The organism is Cohnella fermenti, from assembly GCF_004801405.1.
Lineage (GTDB): Bacteria > Bacillota > Bacilli > Paenibacillales > Paenibacillaceae > Cohnella > Cohnella fermenti.
This window is the reverse complement of record NZ_SSOB01000050.1, coordinates 1-17,946: the sequence shown is the minus strand read 5'-3', so window position 1 is coordinate 17,946 and position 17,946 is coordinate 1. Positions and strand designations below refer to the sequence as shown.

15 protein-coding genes are annotated in these 17,946 nt (G+C 59.4%); all 15 read right to left on the bottom strand.

What is annotated here, in order from left to right:
• Positions 1-12: 12 nt before the first annotated feature.
• Complete coding sequence (locus tag E6C55_RS27935) at positions 13-681, bottom strand: DUF6904 family protein (protein ID WP_136373124.1); 669 nt, start codon at positions 679-681, stop codon at positions 13-15.
• 905 nt (positions 682-1,586) lie between these two features.
• Entirely contained in the window at positions 1,587-1,844 is a 258-nt protein-coding gene (locus E6C55_RS27930) for a hypothetical protein (RefSeq protein WP_136373123.1), read from the bottom strand.
• 69 nt (positions 1,845-1,913) lie between these two features.
• Complete coding sequence (locus E6C55_RS27925; protein ID WP_136373122.1) at positions 1,914-2,408, bottom strand: CYTH domain-containing protein; 495 nt, start codon at positions 2,406-2,408, stop codon at positions 1,914-1,916.
• 109 nt (positions 2,409-2,517) lie between these two features.
• Complete coding sequence (locus tag E6C55_RS27920) at positions 2,518-3,531, bottom strand: ThiF family adenylyltransferase (protein WP_136373121.1); 1,014 nt, start codon at positions 3,529-3,531, stop codon at positions 2,518-2,520.
• A 126-nt stretch (positions 3,532-3,657) separates the two neighbouring features.
• Positions 3,658-4,077, bottom strand: a complete 420-nt coding sequence (locus tag E6C55_RS27915) for a hypothetical protein (protein ID WP_136373120.1) — start codon at positions 4,075-4,077, stop codon at positions 3,658-3,660.
• 92 nt (positions 4,078-4,169) lie between these two features.
• Positions 4,170-4,727 carry a DUF1273 domain-containing protein gene (locus E6C55_RS27910; RefSeq protein WP_136373119.1) on the bottom strand — a complete coding sequence of 186 codons (558 nt, stop codon included), beginning with the start codon at positions 4,725-4,727 and terminating at the stop codon, positions 4,170-4,172.
• Between the two features lie 105 nt (positions 4,728-4,832).
• The gene (locus E6C55_RS27905; protein ID WP_136373118.1) at positions 4,833-7,586 is read right to left on the bottom strand and encodes a chitinase N-terminal domain-containing protein; all 2,754 of its coding nucleotides are present in this window, start codon (positions 7,584-7,586) and stop codon (positions 4,833-4,835) included.
• A 202-nt stretch (positions 7,587-7,788) separates the two neighbouring features.
• Complete coding sequence (locus E6C55_RS27900) at positions 7,789-8,742, bottom strand: CapA family protein (RefSeq protein ID WP_230986895.1); 954 nt, start codon at positions 8,740-8,742, stop codon at positions 7,789-7,791.
• 218 nt (positions 8,743-8,960) lie between these two features.
• On the bottom strand, positions 8,961-10,841 hold the full coding sequence (gene htpG, locus E6C55_RS27895; protein WP_136373116.1) for a molecular chaperone HtpG: 1,881 nt from the start codon (positions 10,839-10,841) through the stop codon (positions 8,961-8,963).
• A 410-nt stretch (positions 10,842-11,251) separates the two neighbouring features.
• Entirely contained in the window at positions 11,252-12,418 is a 1,167-nt protein-coding gene (locus E6C55_RS27890) for an SLC45 family MFS transporter (protein WP_136373115.1), read from the bottom strand.
• A 9-nt stretch (positions 12,419-12,427) separates the two neighbouring features.
• Positions 12,428-13,159, bottom strand: a complete 732-nt coding sequence (locus tag E6C55_RS27885; RefSeq protein ID WP_136373114.1) for a glycerophosphodiester phosphodiesterase — start codon at positions 13,157-13,159, stop codon at positions 12,428-12,430.
• A gap of 545 nt (positions 13,160-13,704) precedes the next feature.
• Complete coding sequence (locus E6C55_RS27875; protein ID WP_407923773.1) at positions 13,705-14,334, bottom strand: ABC transporter permease; 630 nt, start codon at positions 14,332-14,334, stop codon at positions 13,705-13,707.
• Between the two features lie 13 nt (positions 14,335-14,347).
• The gene (locus tag E6C55_RS27870; RefSeq protein WP_136373112.1) at positions 14,348-15,259 is read right to left on the bottom strand and encodes a glycine betaine ABC transporter substrate-binding protein; all 912 of its coding nucleotides are present in this window, start codon (positions 15,257-15,259) and stop codon (positions 14,348-14,350) included.
• Positions 15,260-15,304: 45 nt separating this feature from the next.
• Positions 15,305-15,979, bottom strand: coding sequence for an ABC transporter permease (locus E6C55_RS27865; RefSeq protein ID WP_136373111.1), 675 nt, complete (start codon positions 15,977-15,979; stop codon positions 15,305-15,307).
• Entirely contained in the window at positions 15,969-17,126 is a 1,158-nt protein-coding gene (locus E6C55_RS27860) for a betaine/proline/choline family ABC transporter ATP-binding protein (protein WP_136373110.1), read from the bottom strand. The genes E6C55_RS27865 and E6C55_RS27860 overlap by 11 nt, the downstream gene beginning before the upstream one ends.
• Positions 17,127-17,946 lie beyond the last annotated feature (820 nt).

The following is a 17,946-nucleotide window of genomic DNA, read 5'->3' as shown; positions in this document are numbered from 1 at the left end:
GTATCAGGCTTCTTACCAGATGATGTCTTGCTCCTTCGGATATTCGGAATTGAAGCCGATCTCCTCCACGGAGATCTGATGCTGGCGCGCCGCGTCGAGCACCGATTGCTTAAACTTGCGATACTCGGACCCTTGCTCGATCAGAAGCTTGGTGACGACCGGGAGGTTGCCCAGCCTCTTCTCGGCTCCCTCCAGCGCCAGGTGGCGGCAATTCTGCTCGTCCAGGAACTGGACGATGTAGTTGTCCTCCAGGAACGTCTGCGTACTGAGCGCCTGGAACGCCCTCGCCGCGGAGAAGTCCTTCACCGTCATGCGCAGGCAGTCGACGACCTGGTTCTGGAACTTGCGGACAGCGGCCACCGCAAGGTCCCACTCGGGCGTCTTCGTGCTGAGATACGACTGGCGAATGCAATTGTTGAGCGCGGCCCAGACGAAGATCGTCTCCGGCCAGAAGACCTTCACGGTCGCAACCTCTTGACCGAGGCTCTTCGCTCCCCTCAATTGCTCGTTCAGCCGATTGCGCATTCCGATCACCCGGCTGCGCGCGGCGGCAAGTCCCGCCGGAACGCTCTCGGCTCCCCCCGCTACGGCTCCGAAAGCGCTCAGCAGCGCGTCCAGCTCCGCGGCCGTTCCCTTCAGGCTTAAGCCGGCGTGATTCGGAGTGCTCTTTAATTGGATCATGTTCATGTAAGCTCCCTTTTTCGAAATTCCTGGAATTCCATTTGGCTATCGTCTATTTTACCACTAAACGGCGCCTCGTGCCGGAGAAGGACTGCCGCTCTTGCGCAATGCCGCCGCCCCTCTTGCCTCGCACCTTCCGCCTTCCTCTTGCCCGCGTCCCTCTCTGCGCTCTGCACACTAACCAGCAGCCCGCCCACTCGCCAGCCAACCGTCCGCCGACCAACGATTCGTACATTCGCCAACAAACCGTCCGCCTGCCAACGTCCCGTTTCGCTCCAATGTTCCATTCGCTCACAGCAATCGCGCTAATTCGCATCGGACAGCATGCTGCCCTCCTCGATCGAGGTGATTTATGTGATTTTTAGCATTCATCAGGGCAGTGTCCACTCGGTTCGGGGCAATTTATGCTATTTTTAGCATTCATCAGCTCATTGCGCGACCGGAACTAGACAATTTATATGATTTTTCGCATACATATCGCATTTTCGCGCAGAAACGGGACAATGAATGTGGTTTTTCGCATAAAATCATCATTCAAGCTCGGTATTCGCGACGGGATCAGCGGAGAGGGACGTTGTACCTCTCAAGACGGGCTCATCCATCCTCGCCTCCTAAAACCGTTATCCCTTCCCGTCAGAATGAACGGTTCCGCTCCCCGTCCCCTCGTTCTGAGCCGATGGGACAGGAGGTTCCCTGCTCGCCCCTCCCTATCTCCCTGAGCCGATGGGATAGCCGCTGGCCGCTCATTCTGAGGCGAAGGGATAGCAGATTCCCGGTCACTCCCACCACCAAGTTCTGAGCCCGAGGGATAACGGCTTTTCCGCCCAAAAGAACATATCCACACACACACGCCCCCATCAGCGCATTAATGTGGAAAAGCAGACAAACTTCGGAAAATGACGACGCTACACCCCAGTCCGCTTCTTCTGGTTGTTGGGCTTCTTGTTGATCTGGCTCTTCATCTTCTTCGTCGAGGTGGAGTAGTGGTCCGTTCCGCCCTTCGCCCCCGTCTGAGCCTGCTTCTTCTGCTCCAGCTTGCGCTTCATCGCTTCGGCCAGGCTGATCTTCTTCGGCTCGACCGAACTTGGCTCGACACTTGGCACGCCACTTGGTTCGACGCTTGATTCCGCCGAGGTGCCTCCTGCCGCTTGTTGGTCTTCCATTCCGGATGACTCCCCTATCGTCAAGGATTCCTTATTCCTTACTGCTTGTTGCTTAATACTTGTTGCCTGTTACTTGTTCTGCAACTGCTTCCAGACGGTTTTGTTGCTGTACTGCTTCTCCGAGCCGATGTCTCGGCCGAACCATTCCGGAGGCGCGAACGAGTTCGCTTCGTCCTCGGATTCGAACTCGACCTCGACAACCGTCAGCTCGAGCTGATCGTACACGTCGATCTCCAGCACCTTGTCCTGCCACTCCGCCGTGATGCGATTCTTCGTCAGAGGGACGGCTCCGAACGCTCCGGCCACCTGCTCGTAGATGCTTCCGGAGATGGAATACTCGATCTCCTCGCGGGTCATGCCGTTGCCCAGCTTGAACGTATGCGTGTACTCCGTCTGCCCGCTCCGCAGGTCGGTGATCCGGCGAATGCGCAGCTCCTGGGTCTCGTCCATCGCCAAGTAGGTCTGCTCGATCCTCTGCTCCTTCGCCTTGCGAATCGCGCCGCGCTCGATCAACTGCTCCGGCGTCTCGTTCAATAGAAACTTTCTCTCAATCTCCAGCGCCATTCCTTCTTCGTCTCCCTGCTCTAGCTTCGTTGCTTGTTATTGTAAGGGATGTCGGGTTCCCGGTCAAAAAAAATGCGTTCCGTTCCCCGCAATTCCCCGACTGCCGGCGCTAATCCCCGATATAGCGAGAATATAGCGACTTCGCGCGCGCGAAATCGTCCGTCCCCTGGACAAGAATCCGGCCTTCCGGGAACAGCACAAGCCGCTCTCCTTCGAGCAGCTCGACCCGCAGCAGATATTCGTTCCGCTTCGTCTTGGTCGCCGCCGGGGCCAGACGCCGCTCCCATTCTCCGAGATCGAAGGCGCGCCCCGCCGCGATCTGCACCGATTCTCTGCCGCACAGCGAGAGCATCTCGTCTTGCGAAGTCTCCTCCAGTGCGGGATATCGCTTCTCCCCGCAGCAGGGGCAGGACGGAACGGGCTCGCCAAGGTTCATCTCGAAAATCTGGTTGTGCCAGACGTCGAGGCTGATGAGGCTTCTTCTCCGGGCCGCGGAGTCGCCGACCAGCAGCTTCAGCGCTTCGATCGCCTGGTAAGAGGCGACGATGTCGACGATCGGAGCGATAACGCCTATCGTATCGCAAGTCTGGCCGCCGGCGTCCCCCTCCGACATGAAGCAGCGAAGGCACGGCGTCTCGCCCGGTACGAGTACGGCGCTCATCCCCCGCGAGCTGACGGCGCCGCCGTAGACGAACGGGATTCCGTGCTTGAAGCAGGCATCGTTCAGCAGGAATCGGGTCCGGAAGTTGTCCGTTCCGTCCAGAACCAGATCGGCGCCTTCAAGCAGCGCTTCGACGTTGCGCGCCGTCGCGTCCGCAACGATCGCTTCGATCCGGACGGACGAATTGACCCGGGCCAGCTTGTCCCTCGCCGCGATCGCCTTCGGGATGCCTTGCTCCGCATCCGCCTCCTCGTAGAGCATCTGCCGCTGCAGGTTGCTCCGCTCGACAAAGTCCCGGTCGACGAGCCGCACCGATCCGATTCCCGCCCGAACCATGTGGTTCGCGAGCACGGTGCCCAGAGCCCCCATCCCGACGATGCACACCGAGCTGTCCGCCAGCTTCCGCTGCCCGCTCTCCCCTATGGGAGCGAACAGGATCTGACGCGAATATCGTTCATCCATGTTGCCCGCACCTCCGCTTCTTGCTTCTATTATAGCGATAGACGGGAGCAACAAGAAAGAACCACTCGAACGAATCGAATGGTTCTGGAACGCCTGCTTCGGATTGAACACTTGTTTCGGATTGCTTTAGGAATAGGCCCGCTTCGAATAGTAGCTGTGGACGCTCTTCTGGCGCTCCTTCATGAGGCGATCCTGCTCGTATTCATGAGCGACAGCCGATTGAATTCGGCCCGCGCAGCTCGCGCACAGCTTGCCGGAGCGGATCGGCGACGAGCACAGATCGCAGCTATCGGCGAGGTTAGGGTAATCGTACAGCTTGATCCGGCCGCTGCGGATCCAGGCGCGAATCTGTCTGAGCGGAACCGAGGCCGCTTCGGAGAGCTGCTCGTTCGTCAAGCTGCGATTGCGGCGAAGCTGGCGATCTATGGAGCTCAGCAGCTCGGCTTCCTTGGCATCGCATGCTTGGCATTGGTTGCGATGAACGGAGGACTTCTGATACAGGCTTCCGCATCCGGTGCATTGGGCGACAACTGGTCCGTTCAGCATGGGAACCCCTCCATAGAGCGTAGTTCTTATGGAGTGATCATACCATGATTTTCCGAGATTATCACCCCCGCTTTAGGACCAAAAGCATATTTTTATTCATAATAGCGAGATTCGCTCTCCTCCGCCACGCTCTGAATCTCATCCGCACCGATCGCGAGATAGCGATAACCGTCCTTCGCATGGCGCCGCAGCGCCGCCTCCTTGAAGAACCGCGGGCTGGCCTCTCCCGAGTCCTCGTCATAGACGAGCAGGATGCCGTCGGACTTGCGCAGCAGGAGGTCGTCGCGGGCCCGGAATTGCCATACTCCGCTGTAGGGCTGCTTGCTCACCGCTCCGTAATAATCGACTCGGCCCAGGATGCCTTGATAATACTCCTTCCGATCGTCCTTCCACTTCTCCTCCGGGTTCGCGAACGCGGTCAGAATCGACAGCTTAAGCTCCGGGAACTGCCGCTTCAGCTCGATGACAACCTCGCAGGCCCACAGGTCGACCCCGTACTGCCCCGGCGTCAGCACCCACTCCAGCCCTTCTTCCGCCAGCGGAACGAGCTTGGCCTCGATCGTTTTCTTGATATATTCGATTCCTTTGTGCTTCTGGCTGAAAATCCCGAGTTCATGCGCGCGATACCCGGTTACGAGAAGGTTCTTCATCCGGCGCTCCTTGTACGAGATAACTTTGCTCTAAGCATACCATAATCGACGGCAAAAGGCCGGAGCTCCAGGCTCCGGCCTTCACTGTTCCCAAGCCGCCCGTCCTTACGAGACCACGTTCACCGTTAAGGTGTCGCTGACGGTCGCGCCTGCGGCATTGATCCATTCCGCCTTGTATTCGTACGTTCCGGCGGCGCGGCCGGCGATCGCCGTCTCCGCATGCTGCCCGCCCGGCGTCGCTTCGGTCAGCGCTTGCTCGTCGATCAGGATGCCGTTCTCGTACAGCTTGTACTCGCTGCCGTTCGTTCCCCACCACAGATTGGCCGAGATCGTGTAATTGCCGTCTCCGTCCCAGTTGTTGTGGGAGAGCGCAGGCTTGCCCGGATTGGCGTCGACGACCGTTACCGTATAAGGGTCGCAGGAGGCCGATCCGAATACATTGATCAGCTCGCAGGTGTACACGTATGTTCCGTTTGCCCTGCCCGCGACAGCCACGGTCGCGCTCTGGGCATTAGGAGAAGCGTCGGACAGAGACTCGTCCGCAATCAGGACGCCGTTCTCGTACAGCTTGTATTCCGTGCCGTTGTTGCCCCACCACACATTCATCGTCACCTTGTAGCTGCCGTCGCGCAGACCGTTATCCCAACCGTTGTCGTCGCTTAAGGCAGGCTTGCCCGGAGCGCCGGTCGCAAGCGGCGGCTCTTCGAACGCAGATGCCGAGATATCGTCCGGCCCGAGAGGCTTCAATTGATACAAGTCGCGGAAAATCGCCGAGACGCCCCGGATATCCACGACGTCGCCTTCTTCATAAGAGAAGGTCTCAAGGGACAGGCCCGTGCGCACATCGACCCGGACATGGTTCGTTCCGTCCTCGGTTATGGCGTCGAACTCGAAGGAACCGGCCGGGCTGGCCGTAATGATGTTCGCGATCGTCGCGGAGGAGAGGCTGACAAGCTGCCCCTGGTTGCTGTCGTCAATGAAGCTGACCGGCTTGTATTCGGGCAGAACGTCCGTCCCCGTCTTCTCGATCGAGGCGATGTCGGCCAGCTCCAGTTCCGTGTTGTAGAGCGCAAGATTGCCTTTGATCTTCAGCTTGTCGCCCTTATGGTAGCCGAACGCAGTCTGATAGATGTAGAGTCCTCCCGTCGCGTCCTGCAGATAGAACGCCTGGCCTCCGAACGCGCCCGGCTCTGTCGTCACGACGCCTTCCACGATGACGGACGTTCCTTCGGCCTTCGCTCTCGCCTCGGCGATCGTAACCGGATCGTTGATGCCGGGACTCGCCTCGCTGGAGATCGCAACCGTCGTCGTCAGCAGGTTCGTGCTGTTCTGCCGAAGCCTCAGGCTCGCGGCCGTTCCGTTCGCCACGCTCGGGTTGATCATGACGTTCAGCTCCTTGGAGGCCGAGCCGGTGCTGTCCGTCGTCACGCTGAATGACGTGCTGTAGCCGTAGGAGGACGGCCAGCTTCCGTCCGCATTCTGAACCTTGGCGATCTGCGTGCCGCCCGTCAGGTATGCTCCGACCTGGAAGCCGGACACGGTGGCATTCGCCGCCAGGTTGCTGAAGCTGACGCGAATCTGCGTGACCGCTTCGTTGGACAGCGTCGCCGGCGTCGTGAAGCTGTATGCCGGCGTTCCCGTCACCGTTGCCCCGCCGTAGGAGCCCGGCTTGAACGTCGAGCGGTCATACCAGAGGTAGCCTGCGTTCGGCGCGGCCCACGGCTCGGGCTGCGGCTCCGTCGACAGATCCGGCTGCTCGAAGGAATGCAGCGAGGTCGGCTGATCGAGCGTCAGCCCGGGAACCTCGTCGAAGCTTGCATAGCTCTCCTGCTCCGACAGCCAGTTCACCAGATTGACGAGCAGCGCGCCGTCATCCACTTCCTTGAAGCCGTCGTACGTCGTCTTCTTCGCGCCGGTATCCTCGCGCAAGTACTTCGGCGAAGCGTCTTCGACAGGCGAAGAGTCGCCGATGAAGGCCGCCTTGCCCGCTCCCAGCTTGGAGACGGCGACATACGGCCCTTCGGCGACGCCGCCGCCATTGTAGACGCCCTGGTCGACGGCGCTGGCCCACGCCTCGCTTGTCTGAGGCAAGTAGACGATGCCCTTCGCCTTCGTCGGATCGACAATTGCCAGCGTCGATCCCGCGTGCATCGCGACGCCTGCGACGCCTTCGGTGATGCCGAACGCCTGCTCCGGAGCGACGATGTTCGTCGCGTTAATGTCGCCGAGCGCGTTGTACCGGAAGCGGATGCCGAAGTTGTCCGCCAGCCAGTCCGAGCTGGCGACGTCCTGCATCGCGGCGGAAGCCGCTTCTCCGGCGTCCATGCCTTGCGCCGGATTGCTCCATGCGCCGCGGCGATAGCCGTTGATGCTCTCGGAACCGTCCCAACGGTTCTTGTTCCGGTCGGCGTTGTAGTGGTCGCCGATGAAGAAGATGCTGCCGCCTTCCTCGACGTATTGCTTCATGGCAGCCTGCTCGCTCGTCTTGAACGGGATGTTCGGCTCGGCGACGACGAAGACGTCGTAATCCGCCAGGTCCGCGTACGTGAACGCAGTCTCCTTGCGCAGCTCCTTCACGTAATAGCCGTCCGCAGCCAATGCGTTGCCGAAGTCCGAGAAGCCTCCGTCGATGACCCAATCCGCCGCACCCGACGTCTGCGCATGCGTGTTGTCGAAGAGCACCCTTTTGCCCGCATTCTCGTTAACGACCGTCGGGTTGATGGACGGAGCGGCATCCGCCGGCCCTTCCGCCGCAGCGGACGGCACCGCCGCAGCCAGCCCGTACGGCGCCGGAGACAGAATCGTCAGTGCCAACCCCAGCTTCGCCCAACCGCGCTTCCAGCTCCATGCTTTACTCATCATCTTCCTCCTTGATAATTGGAATAGGAATTCACCGAATAGTCTATCACCTCTTTAGTAGAAATAGAGTAAAGTTTTGTAATTTCTAGGTAAATCCTCAAAGCCCGTGTCGCCGCATGAACGTTTAAATAGCTAATCATGACAAAACAACGAAAAAAACAACCCAGCCCACGTCGGCTCGGTTGCGGCAAGAGGAGGAGCGTTACTTGCGAAGGGGGACGATGCGATAGCCGCTTCCTCCGCCGTGACGAACTTTGGTCTTGATGCGGCGAATCCGGGAGATGTCCGCAGCCTTGCTGCCGCTCTTGGTCACGGTCAATTCCAGAATGAGGCCGGTAATCGAATCCTCCCGTCCGCGAAGCTTCTTCGACACGAAGTTGCCGAGCGAGGAGGCGGCCACCCTCGTCAGCAGCCTGCCGTCCCGATCGCGCGCACGGAAGGAGCGGACCGGGTGGAGAACGTGGGGATGCGCGCCGACGATGGCATTCGCCCCTTCATGGATTAGCTCGTTCATCAGCCGAATCTCCCGCTTGTTCGGATAGGTCCGGAATTCCTGGCCGAAGTGCAGGTAGACGACGATGAAGTCGGTGCGCGAGCGGAGCCTGCGAATCGTCCTCTTGATCCGCTCTGCCGAATCGATTCGGTTCACGAGCCACGGCTGCGGGACGGGAATCGAATTCGTTCCTCTTGTATAGGAGAGGATGCCGATCCGCAAGCCTCCCGCCTTGACGATAAGCGGCGCTCCCGCTCCCTGGGCGCGGCGGTACGTGCCCGTGTGCTTCAGGCCGTGCCGATCCAGAACGTCCAGCGTTCGCTTGAGTCCGCGCGCTCCCCCGTCCATGCTGTGGTTGTTCGCGGTGACCATGACGTTGAAGCCGGCCGACTTCAGCGCTGCGGCGAGCTCATCTGGGCAGTTGAACCGGGGATACCCCGTTCTCGGGTGGACCGACTCCGTCGGGTAGCCGCTCCCCTTCACTCCCGGGCCGGAATAGCCGGAGAACGTCGTCTCCAGGTTGCCGATCGTCACGCCGGGGCGCTTCAAGTACGGGCGAACCGGCTTCAGCAGCGAATGGAACTCGAACCGGCCGCCCTTGCGGTGAGCCGAGGCGATGACCGGGCGCTTCATGAGGAAGTCGCCGACAATCGCGATTGTCACTTGGGCCAAGGCGTTCGCTCCCTTCTTCGGTGTGAACAAGGTATTCGCGCCCATGCCAAGTGGTCACAAAAAAAGCCGTTCCCCCGATCGTCAACCGACCGGGAGAACAGCCTCTTCGCTGCAACGCGGGTATCCGCCTAATGGACACTCCTCGCTCCAAAATAATCTTTTCTGCCGAACATGCTTCTGCTTGCCGTCCAGCCTCCGGGTCGCCCCGATCAGCGCATGATCTTGCAGATGTTGTTCGTGAACTCGACCGGGTCCTGGATCGGCAAGCCTTCGATCAGCAGCGCCTGGTTGTACAGCAGGTTCGTGTACAGGTTCAGCTTCTCCTTGTCGTTCGCGTACGCGTCCTTCAGCGACTGGTACACCTCGTGGTTCACGTTGATCTCCAGCACCTTGTCCGCTTGAACGTCCTGGCCGCTCGGCATCGCCTTGAGAATCTTCTCCATCTCGATCGACACGTCGCCTTCGGCGGACAAACAGACCGGATGGCTCTTCAGGCGCTTCGACGCCTTGACCTTCTTCACCTTGCCGGAGAGCAGGCCTTGCATCGACTCGAACAGATCCTTGTTCTCGGACTCCTCCGCTTCGGATGCCTTCTCTTCTTCGCTGGGCTCGATGCCGAGATCGCCGCTGGAGACGGAACGGAATTCCTTCTCCTTGTAGCTCTGGATCACCTTGATCGCGAACTCGTCGACATCGTCGGTGAAGTACAGAATCTCGTAGCCCTTGTCGGCCACGACTTCGGTCTGCGGCAGCTTCTCGATGCGCTCGATCGACTCGCCTGTCGCATAATAGATGTACTTCTGCTCCTCCGGCATACGGGACACGTATTCCTCGAGGCTGACGTTCTTCTTCTCCTTGGAAGAAGTGAACAGCAGAAGATCCTGCAGCGTCTCCTTGTGCATGCCGTAGTCGTTGTAGATGCCGAACTTGAGCGTGCGGCCGAACGACTTGTAGAACGCCTCGTACTTCTCGCGGTCGTTCTTCAGCAGGTTAAGCAGCTCGCTCTTGATGCGCTTCTCGAGGTGCTTCGCGATCGCCGTCAACTGGCGGTCCTGCTGCAGCAGCTCGCGGGAGATGTTGAGCGACAGGTTCTCGGAGTCGACCATGCCCTTGACGAAGCTGAAGTGGTCCGGCAGCAGGTCGGCGCACTTGTTCATGATCAGGACGCCGTTCGAGTACAGCTCAAGCCCCTTCTCGAACTCCTTCGTGTAATAGTCGAACGGAGTGCTCTCCGGAATGTACAGGATGGCGTTGTAGACGACCGCTCCGTCGGCGCTGATGTGAATGTGCTTCACCGGCTTGTCGAAGCCGTAGCGCTTCTCCATGTAGAAGTTGTCGTAGTCCTCGTCCTTCAGCTCGCTTTTGTTCTTGCGCCAGATCGGCACCATGCTGTTGACGGTCTGCTCTTCCTTGTACGTCTCGAACTCGCCTTCTTCGCCTTCCTTCGGACGGCTGCCGCTGATCTCCATCTTGATCGGGTAGCGGATGAAGTCCGAGTACTTCTTGACGATCGCGCGCAGGCGATACTCTTCCAGATATTCGTCGTAGCTGTCATCCTCGGTGTTGTCCTTGATCTTGAGGGTGATCTCGGTGCCGACCGTCTCCTTCTCGGCGGGAACGATCGAGTAGCCGTCCGCCCCCGTGGATTCCCACTTGAACGCTTGATCGCTGCCGAGCGCGCGGCTGACGACGGTAACGGTGTCCGCGACCATGAACGCCGAGTAGAAGCCGACGCCGAACTGGCCGATGATGTTGTGGCCGTCCTTCGCCTCGTTCTCGCTCTTGAACGCGAGCGAGCCGCTCTTGGCGATGACGCCGAGATGCTCCTCGAGATCGTCCGCAGTCATGCCGATGCCCGTGTCGGAGATCGTCAGCGTGCGGGTCGCCTTATCGGCCGCCACCCGGATATAGTAATTGTCCTTGTCGAAGACGAGGCTGTCGTCGGTCAAGGCCCGATAATAGATTTTGTCGATGGCATCGCTCGCGTTGGAGATCAATTCCCGGAGGAAAATCTCCTTCTGAGTGTAAATGGAGTTGATCATCATCTCCAACAACCGTTTGGATTCCGCTTTGAACTCTTTCTTGGCCATGAATGGATGGGGCTCCTTTCTCGTTCGGAGAGTATTGAGGTTATTCGCTACGGGTATTATTTTAGCACTCAATGGCTTTGAGTGCTAATCTTATTTTTATATAGCATATTGCAGAAATTGCTGTCAACCAAGAAAAAGCGTCCTAAACCCTGACGGTGGCGCGCTCTCTGCCTGATATCCGGCACTGATCCGACGTTGATTCGGCAGTTGCTGCGATTTTATATGAATTTTCACATTCGTTGGCCTGAACTGGAGGGAATCGCGGCGTTTTATGTGATTTTTAGCATATATACGGGAAATCGTGCTGGAATTTCCTCCATTTATGCTATTTTTCACATATATTCGCTCAACCTGCTCGTTATCGTGCCCCGCCAATGTGATTTTTCACATAAAAAGTGATCGTCAATGCACTAACCAGAACGCCCGTCATGCTTAACCAGAGACAGGAAAATCAAAGCGACCAGCATCCCGCCCGCCGCGCAGACGAACAGGGAACCGTAGCCGAAGCCGTCGATGACGAGCCCGAGCAGGGGAGGAGACGAGATCGCCGCAAGCGAGGAGGCGAGATAGTAGATGCCCGTTCGCGCGCCGATGCTGCCTTCTCCTCCCATCGAGACGATGAACGGATAGGAATTGATATTGATGCAAGCCCAGAAGGCGCCCCCAAGGGCGAGCAAAAGACGAAGCGGCAGAAGGGACTCCACGAACGGAACAAGCGCGAAGACGACAAGCAGCCCGCACACTCCGATCATGATCGTTCTTTTTTTGCCAAAGCGATTGCCGAGCCAGCCGCTAGGGATGGCGAACAGGACGAAGAACAGGGAGAAGAACGTCAGCGAGAACGCCGCCGCGCTCTCGGACAAGCCAAGGTGATGCTCGCCGTACAGGGTGAACAGAGCCTCGACTCCCTGGTAGGAGACGAACCAGAAGAAGATCGCGCCGAGCAGCAGCAGCGTTGTCCGGTCCCATTCGCTGCGCCAGCGAATCCGCTCCTTCTCCCGCTCGATCGGAACGGCGATGTCCCTCCGCTCGTCAATCGTGCGATAGAGGATGGTCATGGAGAGGATCGTGACGCACGCAGCCGCGACGAACGGCAGCGTCTTGTCCGCATCGTACAGGATCGAACCGACTCCGTAGGCGAGAATGCCGCCGATGCCGCCCAAGAAGTTGATGATGCCGTTGGCCTTCGTCCGCTGCGCTTCCGGTGTCAGATCGGGCATGAGCGCGACGGTGGGCGAGCGGTACAGACTCATTGCGAGGTTCATCAGCACCATGAACAGCACCAGCGTCACGAAGCTCGTGTGCAGCGGAATCAGCACGACGAACACCGCCGCAAGCGGCATTCCGAAGAGAAGATACGGCATCCTTCGGCCGAATCTCGTGAACGTCTTGTCGCTGCGGCTGCCGATCCAGGGCTGGAGGAACAGCGCGAAGTAGTTGTCGATCGTCATCATGAAGCCGATCAGCGCCGTGCTCTTGAGGTAGTTGTCGAGGAAAAAAGGCACGAAGCCGTTGTACAGCGCCCATGTAATGCTGATGCTGAAGAAGCCGAAGCCAAGCAGCCAGGTTTTCTTCATGGGCCCTCCTTAGGCTTCGCTCAAGACCGCAGCCAGCCGGTCCGGGTAGTCGGTAATGATCCCCGCTACGCCCATGCCGACGAGCCGGCGCATCGTCGCGGCGTCGTTGACGGTGTAGGGATGGTATACAATGCCGCGAGCCGCCGCTTGCTCCACCCACTCGGGAATAACGGCGTAATAGAAGGCGTGAAGCGCATCCGCCCGGACTCGCCCCGCATAGTCCCACGGCTCGTACAAGCCTTCTCCGTAGAGGATGCCGGTTCGAATCTCGGGCGCGAGCAGCTTGCACTTCACAAGCGAATAATGATTAAAGCTGGAGATGATGACTTGCTCCGTCAGCCCGTAACGCCGGACTTCCGCGATAACGGCCTCTTCGAGCTCGGGATAGAGCACAACGCCGTTCTTCAGCTCGAGGTTCACCTGAACGCCCGTGCCGCACACAAGCTCCAGCAGCTCCGCAAGCGTCGGGACCCGCTCTCCCTTGAACTGCGGATCGAACCAGGAACCGGCATCGAGCCGCTTGATCTCTTCCAGCGTCGCGTCCTTCACCAGCTTCGGCGAACCGGTCGTGCGCGCGAGCAGCTCGTCGTGGATCAGCACAAGCTGTCCGTCCGCCGTCATCTGCACATCCGTCTCGATGCCGTTCGCTCCCAGCTCGATTCCCCGGACGAACGCCGCCATCGTATTCTCCGGGCAATACGCCGAAGCCCCGCGATGCGCGAAATTAATGAGTCCCGCCACCAGTCATTCCCCCAAGCCGATAAGTTGAATTGGAATTTAATTGGAGTTCGAATTGGATATGCCAACACGATTATACAGGATATACGGGGAAAGATAACCCTTTTTATGTAAGCGATCACGCGCGGGCGAAGAAAAGAACCGTAGGGGGGCAGCGGAAATAGGCGGGGCGGGAAATCGGTGCAACAGTCGGGCGCGCGGGAGGATAGGGGGCCACCCATAGGAGCACGGGTTGAGCTGTGGGCGAGGAGTTAGGCGGGCTTGACGTACATCGGCGCTCGAAGTGGTCCGGTGGGCGCGGCGTTAGGCGGGAATGCCGCTCATCGGGGCATGGGCATGCAAGAAGCAAGGGGCCGCTCCCAAGTCTGCGACTCGGGGGCGGCCCCTGCAACTTGCCTCTTGGTTCTTGGCCTTACTCTTGCCTCTTGCCTCTTGCCTCTTGCCGCTTGCCTCTTGCAACTTACCTCTTGCCGCTTGCCTCTTACCTCTTGCTTCTTGCTTCTTACCTCTTAGCGCTTCCCCCTGCTGCCGGCACGCCGCAATTCCGCTTAGGCGCGAAGCCTCCCCTGCAGCCTGCCGAGGACGAGATCCGCCAGAATGGCGAGCAGCGCCGCCGGGATCGCCCCGGCGTAAATCTGCACGTTGTTGCGCATATTAAGGCCGGAATAAATCTCGCGGCCGAGCCCTTCCCCGCCGATAAGGGGAGCGAGCGTCGCCACCCCGATCGCGATGACGGCCGCGACGCGCAGGCCCGCCATCAGGAATGGCAGCGACAACGGCAGCTTGATCTTCATGAGCAGTTGCAGCGGGCTCATGCCGATTCCCCGGCCGGCCTCCACGACGCCCTTGTCGACCTGCTTGATCCCGACGTACGTATGCCGGATCACCGGCAGCAGCGAGTACAGGAACAGGCCGACGACAATCGTTTTGAAGCCGAGCCCGAGGAAAATCATCAAGAGAGCAAGCAGAGCCAGGCTGGGCACGACCTGCACGATATTCGCCGCGGCGAGGATAACGGCTGCGAGCCGTTCGCTTCTCGCGCTGACGATGCCGAGCGGAATGCCGACGACAAGCGCCAGAGCAAGGCCGCACAGCACCATGACGATATGGCTCCAGATCAGGCTGAGCAGATGAGGCCAATTGTCCTGCACATACGTCCATAGATTCGTGTTCCCCAACGCGCTTCACCTCCTACTCAAGCAAACCCTGCGCCTTCAAGTATTCGACAGCCACGTCCTCCGGCGTCCGCTTGTTCACGTCGACCTCGTAGTTGAGCGAGCCCATCGTCGCGGCGTCCAGCTTGCCGACGAGCAGCGAGACGACCTCGTCAAGCTCGGGATACTTCTCGAGCGTATCCTGGCTCAGCACCGGCGACGCGTCGTACGGCGGGAAGAATTGCTTGTCGTCCTCAAGCGTCTGCAGATCGTACTGCTTGAGCCCGGCATCCGTCGTATACGCGAGGACAACGTCCACTTCCTTGTCGGCCGCCGCCTTGTACACGAGGGAGATCTCCATCGGATACGTCTTCGAGAACGAGAACCCGTAATGCTTCGTGAATGCGTCATAGCCGTCGTTTTCCCGCTCCAGCCATGTCGTATCGACGCCGACCTTCATCGACCCCGCCAGGCTCGCCAGATCGGACACGGTCTTGAGGCCGTGCTCCTCGGCCAGCTCCTTCCGGACGGCCAGCGCGTAGGTGTTCTCGAATCCGTACGAATCGTACCACTTGAAGCCGTAATTCTTGTCGAAGCCCTCCTGCGCCTGCTTCAGGACGCTCGCGCGGTCCTTCGTATCCTCGATGTCGAAGTACCCGTTGAAGATCTCGCCGGAATACAGCGTCGCCATCTGAATGTCGCCGCTCTTCATCGACTTGATGACGATGGAGCTTGCGGTCAGGTCGGGTACAATCTCGACGTTCACGTCGGTGCGATCCTCGATGAGCGCCTTGTACATCGCGGCCAGAATCTTCGGTTCGGAATACGTCTGGGCGCCGATCTTGATCGTGCCGGACGACGCTTTCCCGCTGTTGCCGCCTCCGCAGGCGGTTGCGATTGAAGCAAGGATCAGGACAAGTGCAACGGTTGAAAATATTTTCTTGCTCATAGTGACCTCCTCTGGTTATCTCTGTGTTAGTTTGGGTTATGCGTGTTATCCGTGAAGCAGGGATGCGTCGCCCCGTTCGGTTCTCGCCCGGCGGGCGCCGAACTTCTCGACCGCGCCGAGCGCGCGATCGAAGATCAGCGCCAGCACGATCGCGCACAGCGATGCGGACACGATCAGTTCCGTCTTGTTGACGCCGATGCCGGAGACGATCAGTTGTCCGAGCCCGCCGGCCCCGATCAGGGCGGCCAGCGTTGTCCAACTGATGATGTAAACCGTCGTCAGGCGAACGCCCGACATGATGTACGGGAAGGCGAGCGGCAGTTGGATGCTCAGCAGCCGCTGCGAACGGCTGAAGCCCATCCCCCTGGCCGCCTCCAGCACGGACGGATCGACCGACTGGAAGCCCGCGTACGTGCTGCGCAGAATCGGCAGCAGCGAATAGAGGAACAGCGCGAAGATCGCCGGCTTCATGCCGATTCCGAGCAGCGGAATCAGAATCGCCAGCAGCGCCAGACTCGGAATCGTCTGGAACAGATTCGCGACGGAGAAGACGAGCGAACGCAGCCACCTGATCCGGCTTCCGGACAGGTAGATGCCGAGCGGAACCGCGACCGCAACGCCGAGGGCGATCGAAGCCAGGGAGATCGTCAGATGCTCTCCCGTCGCCGCGAGCAGGTCCGGGTACCGATTCTTCCAGAACTCCAGGTAATCAGCCCGCATCGGCCTCGCCCCCTCCGTCTTCCGCGGCGTAGACGTCGGCCAGATGACGAACGACCGAGCCTCTTGTAATGAGGCCGACGAACTGGCCGTCCTCGCGGACAACGGGCACGTTCGGAAGCTGATGCGCGCTCATCAGGTTCAAGGCCGCGGACACGGGAGTGTCCCTGCGGACCGTAATCTTCGCCGGCGACATGACGTCAGCGACGGCTTTGGTCTCGTCGCCGTAGTGGTCGAGAACCTGGTAGATGGAGACGGCGCCGAGCAGTTGGTTCGCCTTGTCCACGATAAGCAGCGAGTCGACCTTGCGGCTCTCCATCATCTTGATCGCCTCGGCCAAGCCGCGGGTCGGCAGGGCGATTGCCGGAGACTGCACCATCACATCGCTCGCCGTCGGCATCTCCTCGAAGATCCGGTTTGCAGACAGCCGCTTTTTCCCAATAAAATTCTTCACGAAGTCGTTCGCCGGATGGCGCAGAATCTGGTCGGGCGAGCCGGCCTGAACGACCCTTCCCGCGTTCATCAGCACGATGGTGTCGGCCAGCTTGATCGCCTCGTCCATGTCGTGCGTCACGAAGACAATCGTCTTCTTCAGCTCCCGCTGCAAGCGGAGCAATTCGTCCTGCAACTGCTCGCGACTGATCGGATCGAGCGCGCTGAACGGTTCGTCCATCAGAATGACCGACGGGTCCGCGGCCAGCGCCCGAATGACGCCGACCCGCTGCTGCTGGCCACCGCTCAGCTCCGACGGGTAACGGCCGGCGAACATTCGCGGCTCGAGCCCGACCATCTCCAGCAGCTCGTTCACCCTCCGCTCGATCTTCGCCTTGTCCCACTTCAGCATTCTCGGCACGACGCCGACATTGCGCGCAATCGTCATATGAGGGAAGAGGCCGATGTTCTGAATGACATAGCCGATCTTGCGCCGTAAGGCGACCGGATCGAGCGCGGAGATGTCCTCCCCGTCGATCTGGACAAGCCCGGAAGAGGGCTGGATCAGCCGATTGATCAGCTTCATGGTCGTCGTTTTGCCGCAGCCGCTCGGACCGATCAGAACCGTGATCTCCCCTTCCTTGATGACGAGGTTCAAGTCCTCAAGCACCTGGTGTCCGTTGTCGTACATTTTGTTGACGCCGAGCAGTCTTATCATCTCGCAACTCCCCCTTCTTCTTCTGCCTTCTTCTTCTGCGTATCGTCGCCCAAACAAGGCCCGCACCGTCGCGCCTCTCCTCTGTCAGAATATTCTGATCAATGAAGTTCTACAATCGGAGAACCCGGAGAAGCGAATGCAAGGTCGCGAACGGGGCATTCTGGCGAAAAAAACAAACGCGCCGCCGAAACGAGAGGCTCTCGCGTCTGGCTTCTTGTCGTAATCGATGCGGATAAGCGAGGCTCTCGTGGAATCGCGGGTGGAAGCGGCGGGCAGAGGGTGGCACCTGGTCTGTCTTGGCTTTACTCACTATAACAAACAATCGATAAACTGACAACCTTTAACGTCATATGAAGTTGTTTGTTTCGTGCTGCGTGGCGGGCGATTCTCCGTGTTCCAAGTGCATCGTATCGCCTCCAACCGCCTCTTCGGAGCGGCCTTGTGCGAGTTTCCCGCTCATCTCCGCCCTCAGCCGCCTCTTCGCGGCATCGTTGTGCGGCTTCCTCCGCGAACTCTGCGCCCCTCCCCTTCTGCCGGCGATTTTATGTGGTTTTTCGCATTCGTCGGCGTGGATTGGCGGGAATCGCGGCGTTTTATGTGGTTTTTAACATATATCCGGCACCTCGGCCCGGCATTTTCTCTATGTATGCTATTTTTCACATATAATCGGGCGGAATGCCGGTTTTGGGGCAGCACGAATGGTCGAGTAGGTAGGGCCTCTCCTTTCGAGGATTGTGCCCGTCCCCCTCACAGATCCGTACGTGCGGAATTCCCGCATACGGCTCTTCGACGCATCTTTCACAGAATGGTTATTTGTAGA